This is a genomic window from Aureimonas psammosilenae, assembly GCF_009176975.1.
Lineage (GTDB): Bacteria > Pseudomonadota > Alphaproteobacteria > Rhizobiales > Rhizobiaceae > Plantimonas > Plantimonas psammosilenae.
In genome coordinates, this window is record NZ_WEZG01000004.1 from 251,308 (window position 1) to 274,847 (window position 23,540).

Here is a 23,540-nt window from a genome sequence, read left to right on the forward strand (position 1 = left end):
CCCCCTTGTTCTTGATCGACGGAACCGTCCGATGACCCTGTCTCCAGACACGAACCGCTTCCACGACATCGCTGGCCGGCTGACCCTGCCGTCCAATGCCTTCATCGACGGCGCCTATGTCCCCGCGCGTTCCGGCAGGGTCTTCGAGACGCTGAATCCCGCGACATCGGCGGTGCTCGGCACGGTGGCGCATGGCGATGCCGCCGATGTCGACCTCGCGGTCGCGGCCGCGCGTCGCAGCTTTAAAGAAGGTGCATGGTCGCGCTGCGCCCCGGAACACCGCAAGGACGTGCTCCTGAGACTCGCCCAGCTCGTGCGCGATCACGCCGAGGAGCTCGCAGTGCTCGAAAGCATCGACAGCGGCAAGACGATCACCGACTGCCTGGCGGAGATCGGCGAGCATGTGCCGACCTTCTTCCAATGGTACGGCGAGCTTGCCGACAAGAGCTTCGGCAAGGTCGCGCCGACCGGCGAGGACGCGCTCGCGCTGATCCTCAAGGAGCCCGCCGGTGTCGTCGGCCTCGTCCTGCCCTGGAATTTTCCGCTGCTGATGGCCGCCTGGAAGCTCGCGCCGGCTTTGGCAAGCGGCTGCTCGACGGTGGTCAAGCCCGCCGAACAGACCCCGCTCTCGTCACTGCGCCTCGCGGAACTCGCGATGGAGGCTGGTCTGCCCGCCGGCGTTCTGAACGTCGTGCCGGGCTTCGGCGAGACGGCGGGACAGGCCATCGGCCGCCACATGGACATCGACGTCGTCTCTTTCACCGGATCGACGGAGGTCGGCGCGCTGTTCCTTCGCTACGCCAGCGAAAGCAATCTGAAGCCTGTCGGGCTAGAGATGGGCGGCAAGAGCCCGCTAGTGATTCTCGACGACGCCGTGATCGACGACCATCTCGTCACGAACGCGGTCAACGCTGCCTGCTGGAATGGAGGACAGAACTGCTCCGCCAACATGCGCCAGATCGTCCATGCCAGCTTGAAAGACGAGTTCCTCCAGGCCGTCGTCGAAAAGGTCGCGACTTTCAAGGTCGGCGATCCCCTCGATCCCGAGACGCAGATGGGATCAATGGTGACGGACGAGCACCTGCGGCGCGTTTCCCGTTATGTCGAGACCGGCAAGAGCGAGGGGGCGCGCGTCGCCTATGCCGATGAGAAGGTGCGCCCGGACGGCTTTTTTCTTAATCCGACTGTCTTCGATGGCGTTACGCGCAACATGACGATCGCGCGCGAGGAGATCTTCGGTCCCGTGCTCGGCGTTATCGACGTCGCGGACAACGCCGAAGCCCTCGATGTCGCGCTCGACACCCCCTACGGACTCCACGCCAGCGTCTTTACGCGAGATATGGACAAAGCCATGCATTTCGCCCGGCGCCTTCCCTGTGGCACCGTCTCGATCAACTGTTTCAGCGAGGGCGATGTGAAGACACCCTTCGGCGGCTACAAACAGTCGGGCTCGCTGGCGCGTGACAACGGCGTCGAAGCCATGGACCAGTATGTTCAGACGAAGACGGTCTGGGTTTACCTGCGCCCGATGTAGGGCGACCTTTCCCACCGATCGGACGGTGCGATACACAGGTTGTCAGGCCGGCAAGCGTGTTCCACAAAGCGATGGTCGGAGCCATCAAACGCGACTTGAGCTACGGGCGTAGAGGAGTGATCTGGGCGTTCAGTTCCGGTATTTAATGCATCGGATTGACGCACCAAGAATCTTGCTTGAAAGCTCTTGTTCGCCCGACGTTTCCGTGAAGTGCCGGCACACCGAGCGTCTCTGACCGGTAGTGAACCCATTCAGCTACGGCGCTTCGAGGAACAGGTGGTTCGCAGTCAGACTAGGTTATTGGCGCACCCGACAGGATTCGAACCTGTGACCTCTGCCTTCGGAGGGCAGCACTCTATCCAGCTGAGCTACGGGTGCTCCGGCTTTCTCGAAACGAGAAAGGGCGGCGACCGGGTTTCGGTTGCCGCCCTTTCCTAGCCCATCGCTCCCGTCCCGGCAAGGCGCGAATGCGATCGGGAAACCATTCCACGCTCAGGCGAAGGCTCGTTCGCCGGAGCGTTTCACGTGAAACGCGGCTAGCGCACCAGGGCGAGCGCCGGACGGGCCGCCGACAGCGGCATCTCGATGTCCACTTCCAGCGTCGAGACCACGTCGCCGCGATCCATCTTGACGCGGACCTTGTCGCGCTCGATGGCCACGTGCTTGGCGATCACCGCGATGATCTCTTCGCGCAGGACGCCGACGAGGTCGGCCTGGCCGATCTCTGCCCGCTCGTGCTGGAGCAGCACCTGCAGGCGCTCACGCGCCGCCGGCGCGCTGGAAAGCGAGGAACGCTTCTGGAAAAGGGAGAAAAGACTCATGCCGCCCTCCGACCGAAGAAGCGCCCGAACAGGCTCTTGCGATCGCCGGGAACCGTCATCGCGACCGTCTCGCCGCAGAGGCGGCGGGCGGCGTCGCGATAGGCACGGGCCGGCGCGCTGGTGTTGTCGGACATGGTGACCGGCGTGCCGAGGTTGGAAGCGCGCAGCACTTCCATGGATTCCGGCACGATGCCGAGAAGCGGGATCGACAGGATCTCCAGAACGTCGTCCACCTTCAGCATGTCGCCGCGCTCGGCGCGCATCGCGTCGTAGCGCGTCAGGAGAAGGTGCTTCTCGATGCGCTCGCCGCGCTCGGCCCGCGCCGTCTTGGCATCGAGAAGGCCGATGATGCGGTCGCTATCGCGCACCGAGGAGACTTCCGGATTGGTCACCACCACCGCGATGTCGGCATGGCGCATGGCCAGCGTCGCGCCGCGCTCGATGCCGGCGGGGCTGTCGCACACCACCCAGTCGAAGCGCTCGTGCAGTTCCTGCATCAGGACGCCGACGCCTTCGATCGTCAGGTTGTCCTTGTCGCGGGTCTGCGAAGCCGGCAGGAGGTGCAGCGTTTCGATGCGCTTGTCGCGGATCAGCGCCTGGGCGAGCTTGGCGTCGCCCTGAACGACGTTGATGAGATCGTAGACGACGCGGCGCTCGGCGCCCATCACGAGGTCGAGATTGCGCAGGCCGACGTCGAAGTCCACGACGCAGACATTCTGTCCGGTTTCGGCGATCGCCGCACCCAGAGCCGCCGTCGTCGTCGTCTTGCCCACGCCTCCTTTGCCGGACGTCACAACCACTACTTTCGCCATCTCGTCGCTTCCTTCTTGAATTTCGTTGCCGGGTTGGGATTCAGGACAGGGGCTGGGTCTTCAGCATTTCGCCGTCGAGCCAGGCCTGCATGGGCCTTCCGCGCAAGGCCGGCTCGATGTCCTCGGCGGTCTTGTAGAGACCGTCGATGGCGATGAGTTCGGCTTCGAGCTTCTGGCAGAAGATGCGCGCCTTCGGATTGCCGGCGGACCCTGCGAGCGCGCGGCCGCGAAGAGCGCCGTAGATATGGACGGAGCCGCCGGCAATGACCTCGGCTCCGGAAGAGACCGAGCCGAGCACGGTCACGTCGCCTTCGGTGAAGACGATCTGCTGGCCCGATCGCACCGTCGTCTCGATGATGAGCGAGGGCTGCGAAGGGGGCGCGGAATAGATCACCGGCTGCACGGGCGCCAGTTCGGGCGCCGGGGGGGTCGGCGCGTCGGCGGCGCTCTCAGACGGCGCCGCGTCGCTGGACGACTCCGCCGCCGCCGCCGCGGGAGCGGCCGGCTTTTCGGGCGGCTGGGGGAAATCCTCCACCGAGCGCCCGCCCTGCATCAAGGGCGGCATGCCGGGGCCGACCTGGCTCGGGTAAAGGCCTTCGAGGCCCATGATGCGAACGTTGCGTTCCCCCAGCGCCGCGATGAGGTTCGACACGTCCTCGCGGGTCACTTCGAGGCCGGAGAAATCCAGAACGATCGGACGGTTCAGAAAGAAGCCGGTGGACCGGCGCGCCAGATCGTCGAGGCTCAAAAGCCAGTCGGCCAAGGGCAGTTCCGGCGAAAGCACGAGCGCCAGGAAGGAACGGCCACGAAGGCGGACGGGCTTTGGCGTGGAAGGGCGGTCTGTCATCATGGGCATCCGGGCCGACGGGGTTCCGCCGGTTAACGAAGCCTTAAGCTAGTCGCCGGAACTGACCGGGGCCTTGCGTCCCAACGTTCGAGCCTTGGAACGCGCCCGGCCCGACACCATTCTTTTGTTCTGTACCCAACGTTCCCGAAGAAAGGTCCGCGATGCTGAAGACATCGATCGCCGCGCTTTGCCTCACCGCGCTTTGCGCTTCCCCCGCCTTCTCGGCCGAGCCGATCCTCGGCAAATGGCGCTCGCCGGGCGGGCGCATCGTGGAGGTCACCGATTGCGGCGGCAAGTTCTGCGCCACCGTCCTGACCGGCCAGCACAAGGGTAAAAGCGTCGGCACGATGAGCGGCGCGGGCGGCGACTACCGGGGCACCGTCATCGATCCGCGCGACGACAAGAGCTACAGCGGCACGGCGCGTGTGGAAGGCGCTCGGCTCGTGATGGAAGGCTGCGCTTTGAAGATCTTCTGCAAGAAGCAGAGCTGGACGCGCGCTTGACGGGACAAGGGGCGCCGCGAACGGCGCCCCGCAGGGCTCAAGCCTTCAACTGTTCGCCGACGAAGCGCCAGTTGACGAGCTTGTCCAGCACCGCTTCCACGTGGGCCGGACGGCGGTTCTCGTAGTCGAGATAATAGGCGTGCTCCCAGACGTCGATGCCGACGAGCGGCACCTTGCCTTCCGCCGGCGGGTTACCGGCATCCTGCAAGGACAGGACCTCCAGCTTGCCCTGCCCATCGGCCGCCAGCCACACCCAGCCGGTGCCGAACACCTTGTCGGCCCCCGCCAGCATCGCCTTCTTCAACCCGTCCATGCCGCCGAAATCGCGGGTGACGGCTTCCTGCAGCCGGCCCTCCGGCGCGGCCGGCCCTCCGGCGAACTGGTTCCAGTAGAAGACGTGGTTCCAGGCCTGCCCCGCCTGGTTGAAGATCGCGGTATCGTTCTTCTTGGCGGACTCCACCACCACCTGATCCAGCGTCATCTCGCGATAAGGCGAGTTTTCGGTCAACTGGTTCAGCTTGTCGAAATAGGCCTTGTGGTGCTTGCCGTAATGCAGCGCCACGGTGCGGGCCGAGATGGTGGGGGCAAGCGCGTCCTCGGCATAGGGAAGCTTCGGCTGCTCGAAGCTTTTGGGTGTTTGTGCACTGGCGGGCCGCACGAGGCCGGCGGCGGCCACGGCCCCGCCTGCCGCCAGAAGGGTCCTGCGGTCGATCGGCATGAATGTCTCTCCCGTTGCTTGGTCAGTCCGGGAATTAGAAAGCCCGCCGCTTGGGGAAGCGGCAGGCTGGTAGCCGAGGCCTGAACTTGTCGTGATGGGCGGGCTTCAGCCGCGCAGCGGCTTCAAGGCCTCCGCCCATTTCTTCAGCTCGTCCAGCATCTGCGTGGCGGAGTTGATGTGCGGTTCCTTCGGCTCGAAGCCGTTCTCGCCGATATGTTCGAAGAAGGCGGGGATCGCGACCTGCTCGGGGATCGGCATGGCTTTCAGCGTCGTCACGATGGGCTTGGCCGCCTGCACGGCGCGCGTGCCGCCCGACACGCCCGCATAGGACACGAAGCCGACCGGCTTGTAGTGCCATTCACGGTGCAGGTAGTTCATCGCGTTGATGAAGGACGGTGGCGGCATGTAGTTGTATTCGGGCAGGACGAAGACCACCGCGTCGGCGGGCGCGATCGCCGCGCTCCAGCGCTTGGTGTGCTCGTGGTGGTAGTTGCCCTTGATCGGGTGCTCGGGCTCGTCGAAGATCGGCAGGTTGATCTCGGCGAGATCCACCGGCGACACGTCGAAGGCGCCGTGCTGGCGGGCATGGGTTTCGAACCATTTGGCGAACAAGGGGCCCTTGCGGCCGGGGCGCGTCGACGTGGTGACGACGGCGAGGGTGAGAGCCATGAATGCGCTTCCGTCATGTTCCAGAGGTGCGCTCCATCTAGACCTTTCGGTGGATGCGGTAAGCCCGGCAGCCATGAAACGCAGCGTTCAGCCTTCTTCTCCCTGGGTGCGGGACGCCAGGCGGCAGCCGCCCAAATAGCTCAGTGCATAGTTTTCGGGCGATGACTGCGGCTGCTTATAAACCCCGCGAAAAAGCTGGACACCGTTTGATCCAGGGTGTTCAACCTGCGCAAGAATATGACGAAAACGTCAATCTTTCGTCGTTCAACCGACAGGAACCGCTTCATGCGCCAGTTCTCCCGCGCTTCCGCCGCCGGCCTTCTCGGCACCACGCTTCTTGCCGCGCTTCTGTCTTCCACCGCGCTCGCGGCGGCCGAAGTCGTGCTCCATCGCGGCAATGGCGGCGAACCCCAAACGCTGGATCAGGCCCATACCTCGATCGACGTCGAAGCGAACGTCCTGAAGGATCTTTATGAGGGGCTGACGGTGTACGATCCCGCCGGCAAGGTGATCCCGGGCGCGGCGGAAAGCTGGACGATCTCGGACGACAAGACCGTTTATACCTTCAAGATCCGCGACAATGCCAAGTGGTCCGACGGCTCGCCCGTCACGGCGGAGGATTTCGCCTTCTCCTTCCGCCGTCTTCAGGACCCGAAGGAAGCGGCGGGCTACGCCAATCTCACCTATGTCTTCAAGAATGCCGAGGCCATCAACACCAAGGGCATGGGCGTAGACCAGCTCGGCGTGAAGGCGGTGGACGCCAAAACACTGGAAATCACGCTGGAGCGCCCGACGCCTTATCTTCTGGAGCTTCTGGCCCATCAGTCGGCACTGCCGGTCAACAAGGCGAGCGTGGAAAAGAACGGCCCCGATTTCGTGAAGCCGGGGGTCATGGTCTCGAACGGTGCCTTCAAGCTCACCGAGAACGTCGCCAACGACCGCATCGTGGTGACCAAGAACGAGAACTACTGGGACGCCGCCAACGTCAAGCTCGACAAGGTCGTGTTCTATCCGCTGGAAGATCAGGCGGCCGCCGTTCGTCGCTTCCAGGCGGGCGAACTCGACGTCAACTACTACTTCCCGACCGACCAGACCGACTTCCTGCGAAAGGAACTCGGCGACCAGGTGCATATGTCGGCATCGCTGGCGAGCTACTACTACGTCTTCGACACCCGCCAGGAGCCCTTCAACGACGTGCGGGTTCGCAAGGCCCTGTCCATGGCCATCGACCGCGAGTTCCTGAGCCACGAAATCTTCCAGGACGGCCAGATTCCGCTCTACAGCGCCGTGCCGCCCGGCATCGCGAGCTATGGCGAGCCGGAAAAGGTCGATTACGCCGCGATGGACCAGCTCGACCGCGAGGACAAGGCGAAGGAACTCCTGAAGGAGGCGGGCTGGGGCGAAGGCGGCAAGCCCTTGAAGATCGACATCCGCTACAACACCAACGCCAATCACGAGAAGGTCGCGACCGCCGTCGCCGACAACTGGAAGTCGCTCGGCGCCACCGTCACGCTCACCAATCTCGACGTGAAGTCGCACTACGCCTACCTGCAGGAAGGCGGCGCCTTCAATGTCGCGCGTGCCGGCTGGACGGCCGACTACGCCGATGCCGAAAGCTTCCTCGGCCTCAACATCTCCACCAACAAGACCTTCAACTACGCCAAGTGGTCGAACCCCAAATACGACGAGCTGATGGCGCAGTCCTATACCGAGACCGATCCGGCCAAGCGCTCGGCCCTGCTCCACGAGGCCGAGAAGATCCTTCTGGCCGAGGAGCCGATCTCCACCCTGATGGTCTTCGGCTCGCCCTGGCTCGTGTCGAACAAGGTCAAGGGCTGGCAGGACAATCCGGTCAACGACCACCTGTCGCGTTTCCTGTCGAAGGAACAGTGATCGTTTAGGCCTCCCGACAAGTGCTCCGCTTCATCCTGCGTCGGCTGGCCAGCGCCGTGCCGACGCTCTTCATCGTCGTCACCCTGTCCTTCTTCCTGATCCGCTTCGCGCCGGGCGGGCCGTTCAGCCTGGAACGCCCCCTCCCCCCGCAGATCATGGAGAACATGATCCGGGCCTATAAGCTCGACCTGCCGCTTTGGCAGCAATATCTGAACTATCTCGCCAACGTCGTTCAGGGCGATTTCGGGCCGAGCTATGTCTACCGCGACTTCTCGGTCGGCCAGCTCATGCTGCAGAGCCTGCCCTATTCGATGCAGCTCGGCTCCTATGCCCTGATCCTCGCTTTGGTGGGCGGCGTTTCGGCCGGCGTTTTCGCGGCGCTGCGGCGCAACGGGCTCGTCGACCATCTGGTGATGAGCGTCGCGACCGTCGGCGTCACCGTGCCGAACTTCGTGATCGCGCCGGTCCTCAGCCTCGTTTTCGCGGTGTTCCTGCGCCTTTTGCCGGCGGGCGGCTGGGGCGACGGCTCGGCGCGCTTTCTCGTGCTGCCCGCCCTCGCCCTGGCCCTGCCCCAGCTCGCCGTCTTCGCGCGGCTGACGCGCGGCGCGATGATCGAGGCGCTTGCCGCCGATCATATCCGCACCGCCAGAGCCTACGGCTTGTCGGCGCGCGCCGTGGTGGTTCGCCATGCCATGCGCGGGGCGCTTCTGCCGGTCGTGTCCTATCTGGCGCCAGCCGCCGCCGCGCTTCTGACGGGCTCGGTGGTGATCGAGACCGTGTTCGGCATTCCCGGCGTCGGCCGTTATTTCGTGCTCGGCGCCTTGAACCGCGATTACACGCTGGTGATGGGCACGGTGGTTCTCGTCGCCGTCTTCATCACCGTCCTCAACCTCGTGGTCGACATCGTCTACGCGCTTCTCGACCCGCGGATTCGCCATGACTGACTTCACCTCCCTTGCTCCCGCGCCCGATCCGGGGCCGCAGCCGGGCACTCTGCCCCATGGGCCGGAGGAGGGCGCCGGGCGCAGCCTGACGCGCCTCGCCTTTCGCCGCCTCCTGCGCAACCGCCCCGCCATGGCGGGCCTGTTCGTGCTCATCGCGGTGACGCTGTTTTCCTTCGTCGGACCCGCCTTCGTGTCCCACGGCTACGACCAGATCTTCACCTCCTATGTCGCCGTGCCCCCGAGCCTGGAGCCGCGCCCGACCGACGAGCGGCTGGCAGAGGCCATGACGGACGCGGCCAAGCGCGGGCGGGCCGGCGTCGAGGACTTCACCATCGAGGGCAAGACCTTTGCCGCGACGCTCACCTCCGACAAGCCGCTCGATCCGCGCGTCACGCGCTATATCGACCGCGCCGAGGAGTTCGAGAACACGGTGGTCAGGGCCGAAACCGACGAAGGGCGAAAGCTCGCCATCGCCGGCACGGTGGAACGGGAAACCTTCGTCTTCGGCACGGATTCCTCGGGCCGCGACCTCCTGCCCCGCGTCATGATCGGCGGCCAGATCTCGCTCACCGTCGGCATCCTGGCGAGCCTCGTCAGCCTTTTCGTCGGCGTCACCTATGGCGCGATCTCCGGCTATGTCGGCGGGCGCACCGACAACGTGATGATGCGCTTCATCGAGATCCTTTATTCGCTGCCTTTCGTCTTCATGGTGATCATGCTGGTGGTGTTCTTCGGCCGGTCCTTCATCCTGATCTTCCTGGTGATCGGCCTCACCGAATGGCTCGACATGGCGCGCATCGTGCGTGGGCAAACCCTGTCGCTGAAGCGCCGCGAGTTCGTCGCGGCGGCGCAAGCGATGGGCCTGACGGATTGGCAGATCATCCGCCGCCACGTCATCCCAACACGATCGGCCCGGTGATCGTCTTCATCACCGTCGTGGTGCCGAAGGTCATCCTTCTGGAAAGCTTCCTCTCCTTCCTCGGCCTCGGCGTTCAGGCGCCGCTGACGAGTTGGGGGGCTCTCATCGCCGACGGCACCAACACCATGCAGGCCGCTCCCTGGATGCTTCTCATCCCTTCCGTCTTCTTTGTCGCGACGCTCTTCTCCCTGAACTTCCTCGGCGACGGTCTGCGCGACGCTCTCGACCCGAAGGTGCGCTGATGGACGGCGAGTTGATGGGCCAGAGCGTTCTCGCGATCCGGAACTTGCGCGTTTCCTTCGCCACCGAGGACGGGGTGCTGGACGCGGTGAAGGGCGTCGATCTCGACATCCGCAGCGGCGAGACCTTCGCCGTCGTGGGCGAGTCGGGCTCGGGCAAGAGCCAGACCATGATGGCGCTGATGGGGCTTCTCGCCTCCAACGGTCGCGCCACCGGCTCGGCGCTGTATCGCGGCCAGGAACTCATCGGCCTGAAGCCTTCCGCCCTCAACAAGGTGCGCGGGGCGAAGATCACCATGATCTTCCAGGAGCCGATGACCTCGCTCGACCCGCTCTACCCGGTCGGCAACCAGATCGAGGAAGTGATCCGCGCCCATGGGCGGGCGAAGAAGGAGAGCCCACGCGAGCGGGCCCTGGAACTCCTGACCCTTGTCGGCATCCCCGATCCGGGCCGGCGCATCGACGCCTATCCGCACGAACTCTCCGGCGGCCAGCGCCAGCGCGTGATGATCGCGATGGCGCTCGCCAACGACCCGGACGTTCTCGTGGCCGACGAGCCGACGACCGCCCTCGACGTCACCGTCCAGGCGCAGATTCTGGCGCTTCTCGCCGATCTCCAGAAGCGCCTCGGCATGGCGGTGATCCTTATCACCCACGATCTGTCGCTGGTGCGCCGCTTCGCGACGCGCGTCGCCGTGATGCGGCGCGGCGAGGTGGTGGAAACGGGGCCGGCGGGGCAAGTCTTCGCCTCGCCTGTCCACGACTACACGAAGATGCTGATCGCCGCCGAGCCGAAGGGCGAGAAGGCCCCGCCGCCGGAAGGCACGCCGGTCCTTCTCTCGGCCGACCGCGTCACGGTCGACTACAACCTTCGCAAAGGTTTCTTCGGGGGCAAGGCCGGCACCTTCCGGGCCGTGGACGGCGTGTCGCTGTCCTTGAAGCGCGGCCAGACGATCGGGGTCGTCGGCGAGTCCGGGTCGGGCAAGTCGACGCTCGGCCGCGCGATCCTGCACCTTCAGCCGGCGAGCGGCTCGATCCGCTTCGAGGGCCGCGACATCGCCGCCCTCGACGGCGCGGCGCTCCGCCCGCTTCGGCGCGAGATGCAGCTCGTCTTCCAGGACCCCTACGGCTCGCTGTCGCCCCGCCTCACGGTCGCCGAGATCGTGACGGAAGGCCTTCGCATCCACGCGCCCGGCCTTTCCGCCAAGGATCGCTACCGGCGCGCCGGCGAGGTGCTCACCGAAGTCGGGCTCGATCCCTCCGCCCGCAACCGCTATCCGCACGAATTCTCCGGCGGCCAGCGCCAGCGCATCGCGATTGCGAGGGCGATGATCCTGACGCCGAAACTCGTCGTTCTCGACGAGCCGACCTCGGCGCTCGACCGCTCGGTGCAGGCGCAGATCGTGGAGCTTTTGCGCCGTCTCCAGCGCGAGCACGATCTGGCCTACGTCTTCATCAGCCACGATCTGGCGGTGGTGCGGGCGATGGCGGATTTCATCATGGTGATGAAGGACGGCAAGCTCGTGGAAAGCGGCGCGGCAGCGGACATCTTCGAGCGCCCGCAAGCCGACTACACGAAGAACCTCATCGCCGCCGCGACCGGCAGCGACTTCCACGAGGTGCACATGCCGGTGGCGTGAGCCCAAGCCTTTAGAAAGCCTTCGGCAGGCCCGCCTGCCGGAGGATCACATTTGCCGTATGCCGGCTCGCCACACCGACCTGGACGGGAAAGACATTTCCCGTGATCGGGCTGCGCCAAACTTCGTGGCTGCCCTTGCCCTGTCGAAGAAACTCGCAACCGGCATCGCGCAACATCTGACGCAAAGCGCGGTCGAAGGTTCGCGGCGACATCAATCAGGCCGCCGCCAGAGGAGCGTCCATCTCGCGCAGTGCCGTCATCTGGAAGTAAACGGAAGCCGGATCGACGTCAGGATGGTTGTCGGCCAGAAGATCCGCCGCCATCGCCTCCACTTTCGCAAGCAAGCCGTCCAGCGTTTCGGCATCAGCGGCGGCCGGAAGAGCGTCGCACGAGCCAGACCAAACTTGCGCCTCGGCATCCCAGATCGCCGAGACCGTGAAGATCGTCGGACGTAGTGCGTTCGCCATCACTTGCTCCCGGCATCCCTGCCATGAAGCCATTCATAGCACATCGCTGACCAGACCGACTCCGCAATGCGACAATGCGCCCTATCTCCTTCGTCATAGGCCTTTAAGGAGACGGTAGCGTGAGCGTCCTCATCAGCATCCTCATCACATTCCTCGTCATCATCCTCGTGCTTTGGCTGGTGCAGCGCCTGCCGCTCGACGGCAAGATCCGTCAGATCGTGCAGCTCATCGTCATCATCATCGGCATCGTTTCGCTGCTGCGCTACCTCGCGGTTTTCTGAAGCCAACCAAGCTTGCAGGTCGAAACGCGGAGGCTTCAGGCTGCGTTCATCCTGTCCGGCCAATCATCCGGCCCAACCCGCGCGGGGTTCCCCGCGCGGCGGTATATGATGGAGCATGACATGAAACGCATCGTCCTTGGCGCACTCGGCCTCTTGATGGCGACGTCGATGCCGGGCCTCGCCCAGACCTATCGCGCCGACAGCCGCGACGCGCGCCAGAACCACCGCATCGTGCGTGGTGCGGTGAACGGCGAACTGACGGGCCGCGAAGCGCGCCAACTCGCCCGCCAGCAACATCGCATCGACCGCACGAGGGCGCGCGCCGCCCGCGACGGCGTCATCACGCGGGCCGAGCGCCGTGAGATCGCCCGCCAGCAGGACCGTGCCTCGCGCAACATCCACCGCAAGACGCACAACAACCGCACCGCCTACTGAGGACGGCCAAGCGGAGATATGAAAAAGCCCCGCCGGCACGGACCGGCGGGGCTTTTCGTTTGAACGAGTTGGCCCCGTGTCAGGCCGCGATCATCGACTGTTCCGGTGCCTTGGCGCCTGTCATCAGCGCGACCGCATCGGACATGCTGGCGCTTTTCGGATCGATCACGCACAGGCGCCGCCCGAGACGGTGGATGTGGATGCGGTCGGCGATCTCGAAGACATGGGGCATGTTGTGGGAGATGAGGACGATCGGCAGGCCGCGCGCCCTCACTTCCAGGATGAGGTCCAGAACCTTCCGCGACTCCTTCACGCCGAGCGCGGCGGTCGGCTCGTCGAGGATCAGCACCTTGGAGCCGAAGGCCGCAGCGCGGGCCACCGCCACGCCCTGGCGCTGGCCGCCGGACAGCGTTTCCACCGGCTGGTCGATGTTCTGGATGGTCATGAGACCGAGTTCCGACAGCTTCTCGCGCGCGATCCGGCGCATGGTCGGCTTGTCGAGCATGCGCAAGTATTGCCCAAGCGGGCCTTCCCGCCGGATTTCGCGGCCGAGAAACATGTTGTCGGCGATGGAAAGCGCCGGCGACAGCGCGAGTTGCTGGTAGACGGTCTCGATGCCGGCGTCGCGCGCCGCCTGCGGATTGGCGAAGGTGGTGGGCTGGCCGTCGAGCCGGATTTCGCCGGCATCGGGGCGCACCGCGCCCGACACCGCCTTGATGAGGGTCGACTTGCCGGCGCCGTTGTCGCCGATCACGGCGAGGATCTCGCCGGCCCGCAGATCGAAATCCGCGTTGTCGATGGCGACGACCTTGCCGTATTTCTTGACGAGGTTGCGCGCGGAAAGAACGGTCTGCGGGGCGGTCATGCCGAAACCTTTCTGATCCATTGGTCGGCCGCGACGGCGAGGATGATGAGCGCGCCGACGGTGAGCTGGGTATATTGCGGGTCGGTGCCCCAGATCCTGAGGCCCATGGCGAAGACGCCGACGATCAGGGCGCCGATGAGCGTGCCGACCACCGAGCCGCGCCCGCCGAAGAGCGAGGTGCCGCCGATGACGACCGCGGTGATGGACTGGATGTTGGCTTCGGCGCCCGATGTCGGCGAGATGGAGCCGAGGCGCCCGACGAGGGCCCAGCCGGCGAGCGCGCAGACGAGACCGGAAATGGCGTAGACGGAGATCAGCGTGCGGTCGACGCGGATGCCCGACAGGCGCGCGGCGTCAGGATCGTCGCCGATGGCATAGACGTGCCGGCCCCAGGCCGTGTTGTTGAGGATGTAATAGAAGACGGCGACGAGCAGCACCATGAAGACCGCGCCATAGGTCAGGACGGCCCCGCCGACGCGGAAACTTTCGCCGAAGAAACCGAGAAGCGGCGCGCTGGCCTGCACGTCCTGCGCCCGGATCGTCTCGTTGGCGGAATAGATGAAGTTGATCGCCAGGAAGATCGACCAGGTGCCGAGCGTCACGATGAAGGGCGGCAGCTTCACGCGCGCCACCAGCCAGCCGTTGGCGAAGCCGAAGGCCGAGCCCACCACGAGGCCGGCGAGAATGGCCAGCGGCGAAGGAATGCCGTGATGGATGGCGAGTTGGCCCATCACCACGGACGAGAACACCATGATCGCGCCGACCGACAGGTCGATGCCGGCGGTGAGGATGATCAGCGTCTGCGCGATGCCGACGATGCCGACGATCGTCACCTGCTGCAGGATCAGCGTCATGGTGAAGGCGGAAAAGAAGCGGCTGCCGAGAAGCACGCCGAACACGGCGACGCTGAGCACCAGGACGAGCACCGGCACCATGGTCGGATGGCCATGGAGGAAGTGCTGGAGACTGCCGAGCGGCGAGCGCCGGGTGGTCTCGAATTCCGCGACCTTCACCTCCTTGGCGATGGCCGCCTCGAAGCCGGTCGGCGTCGAGCGCTGGGGTTTGGGGTTGTCGGGCGTTGCCGCGGTACCGCTCATGCCTCTCCTCCTTCTTCGTGTGATGGAGCCAGACGTCCGATCGATCGGCGGCCGGGCGAGGAAGAGTGCGCTTGGGGCAAGCCTTCCTGCGCCTTGCATTCGCGGGAACGGTGCTGGCGAAAACCGCATTCTCCGGCGGTTCGTTGCCTTCGGTCTTCGGCGGGACGCTCATGTGCGGCCCGCCGAAGACGTCAAGTTATCGGCCCCGCGCGAGCCTTGAAAGCCGCGCGGGACGTTTCGTTGAAACGTAGAGGCTGCGGGCGATCAGCCCCAGCAGGCCTTCATCGCCTCGTCGGAGGTCATGGACTTCACGCCTTCCACCGGCTTGTCGGTGACGAGATCGACGCCCGTATTGGTGAAGTTCAGGCCTTCCGTCGTCTTCGGCTTCTCGCCGCTATCGGCGAACTTCTTGATCGCCTCGACGCCGAGGGCCGCCATCTTCAGCGGGTACTGCATGGAGGTCGCGCCGATGATGCCGGCCTTGACGTTCTTGACGCCCGGACAGCCGCCGTCGATGGAAACCAGCGTGACGTTGGCTTCCATGCCGACCGCTTTGAGCGCCTCGTAGGCGCCCGCCGCCGCCGGCTCGTTGATCGTGTAGACGACGTTCACCGAGGGGTCCTTCTGGAGAAGGTTCTCCATGGCGGTGCGGCCGCCTTCCTCGTTGCCGTTGGTGATGTCGTGGCCGACGATGCGCTTGTCGCTTTCGTCGCCGATCACCGACTTGTCCTTCAGGTCGATGCCGAAGCCCTGCATGAAGCCCTGGTCGCGCAGCACGTCGACGGAGGGCTGGGCGGGAATCAGGTCGAGAAAGGCGATCTTGGCGTCCGCCGCCTTCTCGCCCATCGTCGACTTCGCCCACTGGCCGATCAGCTCGCCGGCCTGGAAGTTGTCGGTGGCAAAGGTCGCGTCGGCCGCGTCGATCGGGTCGAAGGACGTGTCGAGGGCGATCACGAGGATGCCGGCGTCACGGGCCTGCTTGACCTTCGGCACGAGGGCCTTGGTGTCGGTCGGGGTGATGAGGATGCCCTTGGCGCCGCCCGCGATGCAGCTTTCGATGGCCTGGACCTGCGCATCCACGTCGCCGTCGATCTTGCCGGCATAGGCCTGCAGGTTGACGCCGAGTTCCTTGGCTTTCGCCTGGGCGCCTTCCTTCATCTTCACGAAGAAGGGGTTGGTGTCGGTCTTGGTGATCAGGCAGACGAGCGGCGCGGTTTGCGCGCTGGCGGCAAGGGTGCCGAGGCCGAACATGGCGGTGGCGCAAAGCGCAGTGGTGGCGGCAAGCGACTTCAGGGTCACGAATTTTCCTCCCAAACGAACCGACGGCGCGGCCGCCGGCCCCGCAACCTCCTCGTCGCGGGCTTGGGTCTTAGGGAACATGCAACCGAACCTTAAGTCAAGATAAATAAATCAGGTGGATTTAATTATTGGATCGGCGCATTCTCCTCCCTGGTCGCCGGGCTTGGAGGCCCGGCAGTCAAGCACCTGCCGATGCTGCCGAAAGCGAAAGGAACCGGCTATTCCTTTCGCCGGCAAAAGACCGCAGAAGGCTTGAGGCGAAGCGGCCGAGCATCGCAAGGAAGGGAAGGGTCGGGACGGGGCCCTTCGGGAGGACGAGTGACATGAGCGAGACCGCGACGGTTCCAAGTCCCGACGAGCGTCTGCGCGGCTCGACGCAGGCCAATCTTCGCGCCCGCAACGAGCGGGCGGTTCTAACGCTGATCCGGTCCGAAGGGGTGATGGCGAAGGCCGAGATCGCCCGGCGCACCGGGCTGTCGGCACAAACGGCCTCGGTGATCATGCGCTCGCTGGAGGGCGAGGAACTGGTCTTGCGCGACGCGCCGCAGCGCGGCCGGGTCGGCCAGCCTTCCGTGCCGATGCGCCTCAACCCGGACGGCGCCTTTTCCCTCGGCCTCAAGATCGGGCGGCGCTCGGCCGACATGATCCTCATGGATTTCGTCGGGCGAACGCGCGGCCGGGTGCGCGAAACCTATTCCTACCCGACGCCCGCCAGCATCGGCGCCTTCACGTCGCGCGCCTTCGCTTCGCTTCTGTCCTCGCTCGATCCTCAGCTTCGCAGCCGCGTTTCGGGCGTCGGGGTGGCGATCCCTTTCGAGATCTGGGACTGGGCCGCCGAGATCGCCGCGCCGCCGGGCGCCATGGACGAGTGGCGGCGCACCGATATTGGCGATTTCGTCAGCGACCTGACAGGACTGCCCGTCCATGCCGCCAATGACGGCACGGCGGCCTGCGCGGCCGAACAGGTCTTCGGCACGAGCGGGCGCTCCGACTTCGTTTATTTCTTTATCGGCACCTTTGTCGGCGGCGGGATCGTGACCGACGGCAATCTTCTGGGCGGGCGACGCGGCAATGCCGGGGCGCTCGGCTCCATGCCGGTGCCGCTGGAAGGGGGCGGCACGGGGCAGCTCATCAACGCCGCGTCCATCCACCTTCTGGAAAAGGCGATGGCGGAAAACGGCCTCGACCCGCGAACGCTCTGGGCCGAGGAAGGCGTCTGGCCCGCCGAACTCGGGCCCCTGCTCGACCGCTGGATCGAGACCTCGGCTTCGGGCCTTGCCCATGCGGTGACGGCGGCGAGCGCCGTCTACGACTTCGAATGCGCCCTGATCGACGGTAGCCTGCCCGTTTCCGTACGCGACCGCCTGGTGTCCGAGACCGCCCGCCGCCTCGCCAACCACCGCCTTCCGGGCCTCATCCCGGTGGAGATCCAGGCCGGCACAATCGGCGGCCCGGCGCGCGAGATGGGCGCGGCCAGCCTGCCGTTCTTCGACCGATTCCTGCTGGATCAACGGCTTATGATTTAGATAAGCCGGCGTATTTATAGGGCCTTTCGCCCGCTTTGGTTTGTCGAGATGCAGAAGAGCGTATTCTTCGCCACCTTCGTCATTCGATTGGGAATGCTTTCCCCAGGAACCAAGCGGTAGCCGACGATCCGCAGCCCATCCTCACAGAAACACTCCCAAGCCGTCCAAGCGCTCAACGTCCCGAACCGCCGTCCACGTATTGCCGGACGCATTGCTGACGATCTGAAAGATCCAACCGGTATCGAGGTCGATCCGCACAATCATGTCCGTGGGCGTATAGGTCACCTCCGCCATCCATTCGCGCCCCTTGTGCTGGGAGACGAAAAGACTTCTCGGATCGTTCAGAAGTTGCGGATCGCGAGGCGATCCCGTGAACATGCAGTCATGCCTGCCAGCCGGCGGCCACTCACCGTCATGCTGCGCGAACATCAGGAAGCCAAGGTCTTCTTCGTTTTGGGTCCAGATTACAAAACTGGTCACGCTGGGGCCCTCGTTGTTTCATCTGACGGCAGCAGCTTGCCATCGCTCAGCTTCGAAGACCGGGCGCCCACAAGCCGCTCGAACAGCTTGCGCTCGAAAACCACCCCGCTCGCCTCGCTCTCTATCGCGCGACGTTGGCGATCCGCCCATCCGTATAAGCCTGATAGGGCTCGTTCTGCTTCTTGAGATAGTCGATCAGCACGGTTTCCAGCGCGGGGCCGAAATCGTAGGGGTCGATGGCCTTCTCGTTGAAGAGCCTGTAGCCGTCGCCGCCGCGCCGCATGTAGTCATTGGTGACGACGCTGTAGGTGGCGTTCGGATCGATCGGCGTCCAACGGTCGCCGAAGCGCACGCGCACCGCCTCGATGCGGTTCTGGCCGGCGATCCCCTGCGGCGTCCAGTCGATCTGGAGCCCTGCGACCTGCGGGAACTTGCCGGCGAGATCCTGCACTCCCGACACGCCCTGTTCCAGCGAGGCGACGATATCGGCGCCCTTCAGCTTCATCGTCGCCAGCGTGTTCTGGAAGGGAAGAACGGTGAGAACCTCGCCCATGGTCACGTCGCCGGCATCGATGGACGCGCGCAGGCCCCCGCCATTGGCGATGGCGATCGTGACGCCTTGGCTGGCGACGCGGTCGAGCATCGCGTCGGCCATCAGCGTTCCCATCTCGCATTGTGAAACGCGGCAGTTCTCGCGTGAGCCGTCGAGGGGCGCCGCGACCTTCGCCACCACCTCGGCGCGAACGGCCTCCAATGGCTTGGCGAGTTCGGCGACGCGCGCCTTCAAGGTCTCGTCCTCCGGGATCGAGGCGTCGAGAAGGATCGGATCGCCCTTGGCCGCTGTGACCTCGCCGGCGTCATCGAAGGTGAGCGTCAGCTTGCCGAGATATTTGCCATAGGAAGCGGCGCTGACGATCGGCACGTCGCGGCCGGCCGGGTTCTTCACGAGCGTCGGGTAAGGGCCGGCCACGTTCTTTTCCGTGTTGGACAGAAGCGTGTGCGAATGGCCGCCGACGATCGCGTCCACCCCATCGACAGTCGCCGCGATGCGCTTGTCTTCCGCGTAGCCGGAATGGCTGAGAAGCACGATCCGGGTCACGCCCTGCGCCTGGAGGCTAGCCACTTCCTTCCTCACCGCCGGCACCGGATCGGCGAAGGAGATATTGGGGCCGGGACTGGCGAGATCGGGCGTATCCAAGGGCGTCAGACCGATCACGCCGATGCGCTGGCCGTTCTTCTCGATCACCGTCGAGGGTTTGATGCGGTTTTGGAGAAGCGGCTCGCGCGAAACATCGACATTGGCGCTGAGAAGCGGAAGCTTCAGGAGATCGGCGAAGGCGGACAGCACCGCCGGCCCGTCGTCGAATTCATGGTTGCCGACGGCCATCGCCTCGAAGCCGAGCCCGTTCATGAACTCGGCCGCGTCCCGGCCCTTGTAGGTCGTGTAGAAGAGCGAGCCCTGGAACTCGTCGCCGGCATCCAGAAGAAGGACATTGGTGCCGTCCTTCCTGTTCTGGTCGATCGCCGTCTTGAGGCGCGCGATGCCGCCGAAGCAGGCATTGGCTTCCGCGTCCTTGGCCGAGCAGGTGGAGTCGGTCTTGTTGATCGGCTCGACGCGGCTGTGGAAGTCGTTGATATGCAGGATCGTCAGATCCTCGGCCGACACCGGCGTCGAGAAAAGAACGGTTCCGGCAAGGGCCGAGGCGAGAAGGCGAAGCATGAACGGTCTCCGGCAGGGGTCGGTCGGACGGTTCTACAAACTGCATATGACAGCCACCCATGCAACCTGAGAGGATGCGGGATCGCAATTCCGACATCGCCGCGTCGCGCGGGGGCCGGAGGTTCCTGCCCGCCTTTGGCATGTCGAAGGGCGGAACAGGCATCGGGGAGACACGCGCATGAAGGTGATCGACGAAGCCGATTATGTCGTGGTCGGTTCGGGCTCGGCCGGCTGCGCCCTCAGCTTTCGCCTGTCGGAAAGCGGCGCGGAGGAGGTTCTGGTGGTGGAAGCCGGGGGCACCGATGCCGGCCCCTTCATCCAGATGCCGGGCGCGCTGTCCATGCCCATGAACATGCGCCGCTACGACTGGGGCTACCGGGCGGAAGCGGAAGAAAGTCTCGGCGGACGCCGCCTCCAGACGCCGCGCGGGCGCGTCATCGGCGGCTCCTCCTCCATCAACGGCATGGTCTATGTGCGCGGCCACGCGCGCGACTTCGATCATTGGGCGCAAACCGGCGCGGCCGGCTGGTCTTATGCCCACGTCCTTCCCTACTTCAAGCGCATGGAAGCCATGGACGGCGGCGATCCTCTATGGCGCGGGCTTCTGGGGCCGCTCAACGTCAAGCGCGGCGCGATGGAGAACCCGCTCTACGGCGCCTTCGTGGAAGCGGGTCGGCAGGCCGGCTATCCGGTGACGGAAGACTACAACGCCGCCGCCCAGGAAGGCTTCGGGCCGATGCAGCACACGATCTGGCGCGGGCGGCGCTGGTCGGCGGCAAACGCCTATCTTCGCCCCGCGCTTCGCCGCCCGAACTGCCGCTTCGCCACGGCGGAAGCGACGCATGTGGTTCTGGAAGGGGACCGCGCGGTCGGCATCGCGGTGCGGCGCGGCCGGCGGCGGCTGGGATTGATCCGCGCGCGAAAGGAGGTCGTGCTGGCCGCCGGCGCGATCAACTCGCCGCTGCTTCTCCTGCGCTCCGGCATCGGGCCTGCCACTGACTTAAGCGAAGCAGGCGTGGAGGTGCGCGTCCCGCGCGAAGGCGTCGGCCGCAATCTTCAGGATCATCTGGAACTCTATATCCAGCAGTCCTGCACTCAAGCCATCACGCTCAACGGTTATCTCAACCTCTTCGCCAAGGGGCAGATCGGCATGGAATGGATGCTGCTTCATACCGGCTACGGCGCGACCAACCATTTCGAGGCCTGCGCCTTCGTCCGCTCGGGAGCCGGTGTCGATTATCCCGACATCCAGTACCATTTCATCCCCGCAGCGGTGCGCTACGACGGGCAGGCGGCGGCCGAGGGCCACGGCTTCCAGGCCCATGTCGGGCCGATGCGCTCCCAATCGCGGGGCGCGATCCGCCTGACGGGCTCCGGGCCGGACGACCCGCCCTCCATCCGCTTCAACTATATGAGCCATCCTCAGGACTGGCGCGATTTCCGCACCGCCATCCGCCTGACGCGCGAGATCTTCGCGCAGAAAGCCTTCGACCCCTATCGCGGCCCGGAAATCCAGCCGGGCGCTGCCGTTCAGAGCGACGACGAACTCGACGCCTTCATCCGCGACCACGCGGAAAGCGCCTACCACCCTTGCGGCGCGGCACGAATGGGAGCCGCCGACGACCCCCTGGCCGTGGTCGATCCCGAATGCCGGGTGATCGGCGTCGAAGCGCTGCGCGTCGCCGACTCCTCGATCTTTCCGCGCGTCACCAACGGCAATCTCAACGCGCCGTCCATCATGACGGGCGAGAAGGCCGCCGACCATATCCTCGGCCGGCAGATGCTGGCGGCGGAAGGTTTGGCGCCGGTGATCGCTGAAGGCTGGGAAACCCGGCAGCGCTGAAGCCGGGAGCACTCGCGCCGTCCGGCAAGGGGCGGTTGGCCGCATCCCCCATTGGGCCCATCCTTCCATATCCGCCGCTGTCACAGGAAACCGGCGCCGGTTCGGGCCGGGTTTCGAGCCAATGGAGGAGCCGGCAATGGCGGCACGTTTCACCAAGCTGACCCACGCCCTGGAAAAGGGCCTGAAGGACATGGCAGCCAAGGCCGCGATCGAGCAGATCGAATATTGGGAAGAGCAGTTGCAGGGGGTCGAGGTGTCCGGCACCAAGGGCATCGTCACGGACCTCCATGCCCTGAAGACCAAGCTTCAGGCCGACGACATCGACGGCGCGGCTGTCGCCAAGCTTCTGGACGATCTCGGCGCGAAAACGGTGCGCGTCGCCGGCCGCGTCGAGGACGAGAAGCTGTCCGCCACGTTGCGCCAAGTCGGCGAAGGGCTCGAAGCCTCCGCATCCGACTGATCCCGACCTGGCCGGACGGTTCGCGTCCGGCCATTTTTCTCGGCGGTTCAAACCACCGGCGATCTCGGGTAAACCCGCCTCCATCCGACGCCTCGCGCGCCGCCGTTTTGGAACATGGAGGCCGCACATGGCCGATCTCGACAGCGTTCTGGGCTGCCTCGACCTCAATCTCGACCGTTCGGTGGAGCGCTTGAAGGACCTCTTGCGCATCCCTTCGATCTCCACCGACCCGGCCTATGCCGCCGATTGCCGGCGTTGCGCCGACTGGCTGGCGGGGGATCTCGACGCCATCGGCTTCAAGGCGCGCGTCGCGGACTCGGCCGGCCATCCGATGGTGATCGCCCATCACGACGGCGCGGGGCCAAACGCGCCGCATGTCCTGTTCTACGGCCATTACGACGTCCAGCCGGTGGACCCGGTGGAGCTTTGGGACACCGATCCCTTCGAGCCGACCGTCCGGCAGATGCCGGACGGCACGAGCCGCATCACCGGGCGCGGCTCGGCCGACGACAAGGGTCAGCTCATGACCTTCGTGGAAGCCTGCCGCGCTTACATCGCCGAAACGGGCTCGCTTCCCTGCCGCGTCACCATCTTCCTGGAAGGCGAGGAGGAATCCGGCTCGCCCTCGCTCCTGCCCTTCATGGATGCGAACAAGGCGGAGCTTTCCGCCGACATCGCCCTCGTCTGCGACACCAATATGTGGGACCGCGAGACTCCCGCCATCTCGACGGGCCTGCGCGGTCTCGTCGGCGAAGAGGTGACGATCCGCTGCGCCGACAAGGACCTTCATTCGGGCTATTTCGGCGGCGCGGCGACGAACCCCATCCACGTCCTGTCGCGCATCCTCGCCGATCTCCACGACGCGGACGGCCGCGTGACCTTGCCGGGCTTCTATGACGGCGTTCCCGAATTGCCGGAGGAAGTGCGCGAGATCTGGAAGGGCCTGAACTTCGACGAAGCCGCCTTTCTCGGTCAGGCTGGCCTCACCACGTCGTCCGGCGAAAAGGGCCGCAGCGTGTTGGAGCAGACCTGGTCGCGCCCGACGGCGGAAGTGAACGGCATTTCGGGCGGCTATACCGGCAAAGGCTTCAAGACGGTGATCGCGGCGGAAGCCTCCGCCAAGGTCTCCTTCCGCCTCGTCTTCGATCAGGACCCGGCCAAGATCCGCGAAAGCTTCCGCCGGTTCGTCTCCGAGCGCCTGCCGACCGACGCCAAAGTGGAATTCCACGAGCACGGCGGCTCGCCGGCGATCCAACTTCCCTTCGATTCCCCCGCTTTGACGGCCGCGCGCGAGGCCCTCTCCGACGAGTGGCCGAAGGCGGCAGTGATGATCGGCATGGGCGGCTCGATCCCGGTGGTCGGCGAGTTCAAGCGCCGGCTCGGCATGGGCTCGCTCCTGATCGGCTTCGGCCTCGGCGACGACCGCATCCATTCTCCGAACGAGAAATACGAGATGACATCCTTCGCCAAGGGCCAGCGCTCCTGGGCCCGCGTCCTCGACGCGCTCGGCAGGAAGGGCGTCTGAGGCG

23 protein-coding genes, 1 tRNA gene and 1 pseudogene are annotated in these 23,540 nt (G+C 65.4%); 12 read left to right on the forward strand and 13 right to left on the reverse strand.

What is annotated here, in order from left to right; all coding sequences use genetic code 11:
• Positions 1-31: 31 nt before the first annotated feature.
• Positions 32-1,534: an aldehyde dehydrogenase gene (locus tag F9929_RS09910; protein WP_152046396.1), complete on the forward strand. Its 1,503-nt coding sequence runs from the start codon at positions 32-34 to the stop codon at positions 1,532-1,534.
• Between the two features lie 301 nt (positions 1,535-1,835).
• On the opposite strand, the gene F9929_RS09915 is transcribed toward F9929_RS09910, so the two are convergent.
• The 4 genes from F9929_RS09915 to minC all read right to left on the reverse strand — a co-directional run bounded on the left by F9929_RS09915 (position 1,836) and on the right by minC (position 4,014).
• Positions 1,836-1,912 (reverse strand) — tRNA-Arg (locus F9929_RS09915).
• Between the two features lie 158 nt (positions 1,913-2,070).
• Positions 2,071-2,355, reverse strand: a complete 285-nt coding sequence (minE, locus tag F9929_RS09920; protein WP_152046397.1) for a cell division topological specificity factor MinE — start codon at positions 2,353-2,355, stop codon at positions 2,071-2,073.
• Positions 2,352-3,167, reverse strand: coding sequence for a septum site-determining protein MinD (minD, locus tag F9929_RS09925; RefSeq protein WP_152046398.1), 816 nt, complete (start codon positions 3,165-3,167; stop codon positions 2,352-2,354). The genes minE and minD overlap by 4 nt, the downstream gene beginning before the upstream one ends.
• Before the next feature lie 40 nt (positions 3,168-3,207).
• Positions 3,208-4,014, reverse strand: coding sequence for a septum site-determining protein MinC (gene minC / locus F9929_RS09930; RefSeq protein WP_152046399.1), 807 nt, complete (start codon positions 4,012-4,014; stop codon positions 3,208-3,210).
• 161 nt (positions 4,015-4,175) lie between these two features.
• On the opposite strand from minC, the gene F9929_RS09935 reads away from it, so the two are divergent.
• Positions 4,176-4,517, forward strand: coding sequence for a DUF2147 domain-containing protein (locus tag F9929_RS09935; RefSeq protein WP_152046400.1), 342 nt, complete (start codon positions 4,176-4,178; stop codon positions 4,515-4,517).
• A gap of 37 nt (positions 4,518-4,554) precedes the next feature.
• Here F9929_RS09935 and F9929_RS09940 read toward each other — a convergent pair whose 3' ends face one another.
• Complete coding sequence (locus F9929_RS09940; RefSeq protein ID WP_152046401.1) at positions 4,555-5,235, reverse strand: superoxide dismutase; 681 nt, start codon at positions 5,233-5,235, stop codon at positions 4,555-4,557.
• A gap of 105 nt (positions 5,236-5,340) precedes the next feature.
• On the reverse strand, positions 5,341-5,904 hold the full coding sequence (locus F9929_RS09945; RefSeq protein WP_152046402.1) for an NADPH-dependent FMN reductase: 564 nt from the start codon (positions 5,902-5,904) through the stop codon (positions 5,341-5,343).
• A gap of 285 nt (positions 5,905-6,189) precedes the next feature.
• On the opposite strand from F9929_RS09945, the gene F9929_RS09950 reads away from it, so the two are divergent.
• From F9929_RS09950 to F9929_RS09965, 4 genes and pseudogenes are all read left to right on the forward strand, one after another.
• Positions 6,190-7,797: a peptide ABC transporter substrate-binding protein gene (locus F9929_RS09950; protein ID WP_152046403.1), complete on the forward strand. Its 1,608-nt coding sequence runs from the start codon at positions 6,190-6,192 to the stop codon at positions 7,795-7,797.
• Positions 7,798-7,817: 20 nt separating this feature from the next.
• On the forward strand, positions 7,818-8,741 hold the full coding sequence (oppB, locus tag F9929_RS09955) for an oligopeptide ABC transporter permease OppB (protein ID WP_152046404.1): 924 nt from the start codon (positions 7,818-7,820) through the stop codon (positions 8,739-8,741).
• Positions 8,734-9,902, forward strand: a pseudogene (locus F9929_RS09960) (ABC transporter permease). Before oppB ends, F9929_RS09960 begins: the two are co-directional and overlap by 8 nt.
• Entirely contained in the window at positions 9,902-11,539 is a 1,638-nt protein-coding gene (locus F9929_RS09965; RefSeq protein ID WP_407922218.1) for an ABC transporter ATP-binding protein, read from the forward strand. Before F9929_RS09960 ends, F9929_RS09965 begins: the two are co-directional and overlap by 1 nt.
• Positions 11,540-11,549: 10 nt before the next feature.
• Here F9929_RS09965 and F9929_RS09970 read toward each other — a convergent pair whose 3' ends face one another.
• Both F9929_RS09970 and F9929_RS09975 read right to left on the reverse strand, forming a co-directional pair.
• A complete protein-coding gene (locus F9929_RS09970) occupies positions 11,550-11,750 on the reverse strand; it encodes a type II toxin-antitoxin system HicA family toxin (RefSeq protein ID WP_152046405.1) in 201 nt (66 codons plus the stop codon).
• 3 nt (positions 11,751-11,753) lie between these two features.
• Positions 11,754-12,005 carry a DUF1902 domain-containing protein gene (locus tag F9929_RS09975; RefSeq protein WP_235919165.1) on the reverse strand — a complete coding sequence of 84 codons (252 nt, stop codon included), beginning with the start codon at positions 12,003-12,005 and terminating at the stop codon, positions 11,754-11,756.
• Between the two features lie 119 nt (positions 12,006-12,124).
• Here F9929_RS09975 and F9929_RS09980 point away from each other — a divergent pair, with 119 nt between their 5' ends.
• The gene (locus tag F9929_RS09980) at positions 12,125-12,286 is read left to right on the forward strand and encodes a Thivi_2564 family membrane protein (RefSeq protein ID WP_152046407.1); all 162 of its coding nucleotides are present in this window, start codon (positions 12,125-12,127) and stop codon (positions 12,284-12,286) included.
• 120 nt (positions 12,287-12,406) lie between these two features.
• Complete coding sequence (locus F9929_RS09985) at positions 12,407-12,721, forward strand: hypothetical protein (protein WP_152046408.1); 315 nt, start codon at positions 12,407-12,409, stop codon at positions 12,719-12,721.
• A gap of 79 nt (positions 12,722-12,800) precedes the next feature.
• Here the strand turns inward: F9929_RS09985 and F9929_RS09990 are convergent, their stop codons facing one another.
• From F9929_RS09990 to F9929_RS10000, 3 genes are all read right to left on the reverse strand, one after another.
• Entirely contained in the window at positions 12,801-13,607 is an 807-nt protein-coding gene (locus F9929_RS09990) for an ATP-binding cassette domain-containing protein (RefSeq protein ID WP_152046409.1), read from the reverse strand.
• Positions 13,583-14,683: an ABC transporter permease gene (locus F9929_RS09995; protein WP_152046410.1), complete on the reverse strand. Its 1,101-nt coding sequence runs from the start codon at positions 14,681-14,683 to the stop codon at positions 13,583-13,585. Before F9929_RS09995 ends, F9929_RS09990 begins: the two co-directional genes overlap by 25 nt.
• A 264-nt stretch (positions 14,684-14,947) precedes the next feature.
• Positions 14,948-15,934 carry a sugar ABC transporter substrate-binding protein gene (locus F9929_RS10000; protein ID WP_235919193.1) on the reverse strand — a complete coding sequence of 329 codons (987 nt, stop codon included), beginning with the start codon at positions 15,932-15,934 and terminating at the stop codon, positions 14,948-14,950.
• A gap of 371 nt (positions 15,935-16,305) precedes the next feature.
• Here F9929_RS10000 and F9929_RS10005 point away from each other — a divergent pair, with 371 nt between their 5' ends.
• Positions 16,306-17,508 carry an ROK family transcriptional regulator gene (locus tag F9929_RS10005; RefSeq protein ID WP_152046412.1) on the forward strand — a complete coding sequence of 401 codons (1,203 nt, stop codon included), beginning with the start codon at positions 16,306-16,308 and terminating at the stop codon, positions 17,506-17,508.
• Between the two features lie 141 nt (positions 17,509-17,649).
• On the opposite strand, the gene F9929_RS10010 is transcribed toward F9929_RS10005, so the two are convergent.
• A complete protein-coding gene (locus tag F9929_RS10010; RefSeq protein WP_152046413.1) occupies positions 17,650-17,988 on the reverse strand; it encodes a hypothetical protein in 339 nt (112 codons plus the stop codon).
• 121 nt (positions 17,989-18,109) lie between these two features.
• Positions 18,110-19,708 (reverse strand): bifunctional metallophosphatase/5'-nucleotidase, encoded by a 1,599-nt coding sequence (locus F9929_RS10015; protein WP_152046414.1) that lies wholly within the window; start codon positions 19,706-19,708, stop codon positions 18,110-18,112.
• A gap of 178 nt (positions 19,709-19,886) precedes the next feature.
• On the opposite strand from F9929_RS10015, the gene betA reads away from it, so the two are divergent.
• From betA to F9929_RS10030, 3 genes are all read left to right on the forward strand, one after another.
• Positions 19,887-21,551 carry a choline dehydrogenase gene (gene betA / locus F9929_RS10020; protein ID WP_456236794.1) on the forward strand — a complete coding sequence of 555 codons (1,665 nt, stop codon included), beginning with the start codon at positions 19,887-19,889 and terminating at the stop codon, positions 21,549-21,551.
• A gap of 136 nt (positions 21,552-21,687) precedes the next feature.
• The gene (locus F9929_RS10025; protein WP_152046415.1) at positions 21,688-22,011 is read left to right on the forward strand and encodes a hypothetical protein; all 324 of its coding nucleotides are present in this window, start codon (positions 21,688-21,690) and stop codon (positions 22,009-22,011) included.
• A 127-nt stretch (positions 22,012-22,138) separates the two neighbouring features.
• Positions 22,139-23,536 (forward strand): dipeptidase, encoded by a 1,398-nt coding sequence (locus F9929_RS10030; protein ID WP_152046416.1) that lies wholly within the window; start codon positions 22,139-22,141, stop codon positions 23,534-23,536.
• The last annotated feature ends 4 nt before the right edge of the window (positions 23,537-23,540 follow it).

Bases quoted from the DNA above. Each gene is read 5' to 3' on its own strand.
- F9929_RS09910 (WP_152046396.1), top strand. From the start codon at position 32: ATGACCCTGTCTCCAGACACGAACCGCTTCCACGACATCGCTGGCCGG.
- minE (WP_152046397.1), bottom strand. From the start codon at position 2,355: ATGAGTCTTTTCTCCCTTTTCCAGAAGCGTTCCTCGCTTTCCAGCGCG.
- minD (WP_152046398.1), bottom strand. From the start codon at position 3,167: ATGGCGAAAGTAGTGGTTGTGACGTCCGGCAAAGGAGGCGTGGGCAAG.
- minC (WP_152046399.1), bottom strand. From the start codon at position 4,014: ATGACAGACCGCCCTTCCACGCCAAAGCCCGTCCGCCTTCGTGGCCGT.
- F9929_RS09935 (WP_152046400.1), top strand. From the start codon at position 4,176: ATGCTGAAGACATCGATCGCCGCGCTTTGCCTCACCGCGCTTTGCGCT.
- F9929_RS09940 (WP_152046401.1), bottom strand. From the start codon at position 5,235: ATGCCGATCGACCGCAGGACCCTTCTGGCGGCAGGCGGGGCCGTGGCC.
- F9929_RS09945 (WP_152046402.1), bottom strand. From the start codon at position 5,904: ATGGCTCTCACCCTCGCCGTCGTCACCACGTCGACGCGCCCCGGCCGC.
- F9929_RS09950 (WP_152046403.1), top strand. From the start codon at position 6,190: ATGCGCCAGTTCTCCCGCGCTTCCGCCGCCGGCCTTCTCGGCACCACG.
- F9929_RS09965 (WP_407922218.1), top strand. From the start codon at position 9,902: ATGGACGGCGAGTTGATGGGCCAGAGCGTTCTCGCGATCCGGAACTTG.
- F9929_RS09970 (WP_152046405.1), bottom strand. From the start codon at position 11,750: ATGTCGCCGCGAACCTTCGACCGCGCTTTGCGTCAGATGTTGCGCGAT.
- F9929_RS09975 (WP_235919165.1), bottom strand. From the start codon at position 12,005: ATGGCGAACGCACTACGTCCGACGATCTTCACGGTCTCGGCGATCTGG.
- F9929_RS09985 (WP_152046408.1), top strand. From the start codon at position 12,407: ATGAAACGCATCGTCCTTGGCGCACTCGGCCTCTTGATGGCGACGTCG.
- F9929_RS09990 (WP_152046409.1), bottom strand. From the start codon at position 13,607: ATGGATCAGAAAGGTTTCGGCATGACCGCCCCGCAGACCGTTCTTTCC.
- F9929_RS09995 (WP_152046410.1), bottom strand. From the start codon at position 14,683: ATGAGCGGTACCGCGGCAACGCCCGACAACCCCAAACCCCAGCGCTCG.
- F9929_RS10000 (WP_235919193.1), bottom strand. From the start codon at position 15,934: ATGTTCGGCCTCGGCACCCTTGCCGCCAGCGCGCAAACCGCGCCGCTC.
- F9929_RS10005 (WP_152046412.1), top strand. From the start codon at position 16,306: ATGAGCGAGACCGCGACGGTTCCAAGTCCCGACGAGCGTCTGCGCGGC.
- F9929_RS10015 (WP_152046414.1), bottom strand. From the start codon at position 19,708: ATGCTTCGCCTTCTCGCCTCGGCCCTTGCCGGAACCGTTCTTTTCTCG.
- betA (WP_456236794.1), top strand. From the start codon at position 19,887: ATGAAGGTGATCGACGAAGCCGATTATGTCGTGGTCGGTTCGGGCTCG.
- F9929_RS10025 (WP_152046415.1), top strand. From the start codon at position 21,688: ATGGCGGCACGTTTCACCAAGCTGACCCACGCCCTGGAAAAGGGCCTG.
- F9929_RS10030 (WP_152046416.1), top strand. From the start codon at position 22,139: ATGGCCGATCTCGACAGCGTTCTGGGCTGCCTCGACCTCAATCTCGAC.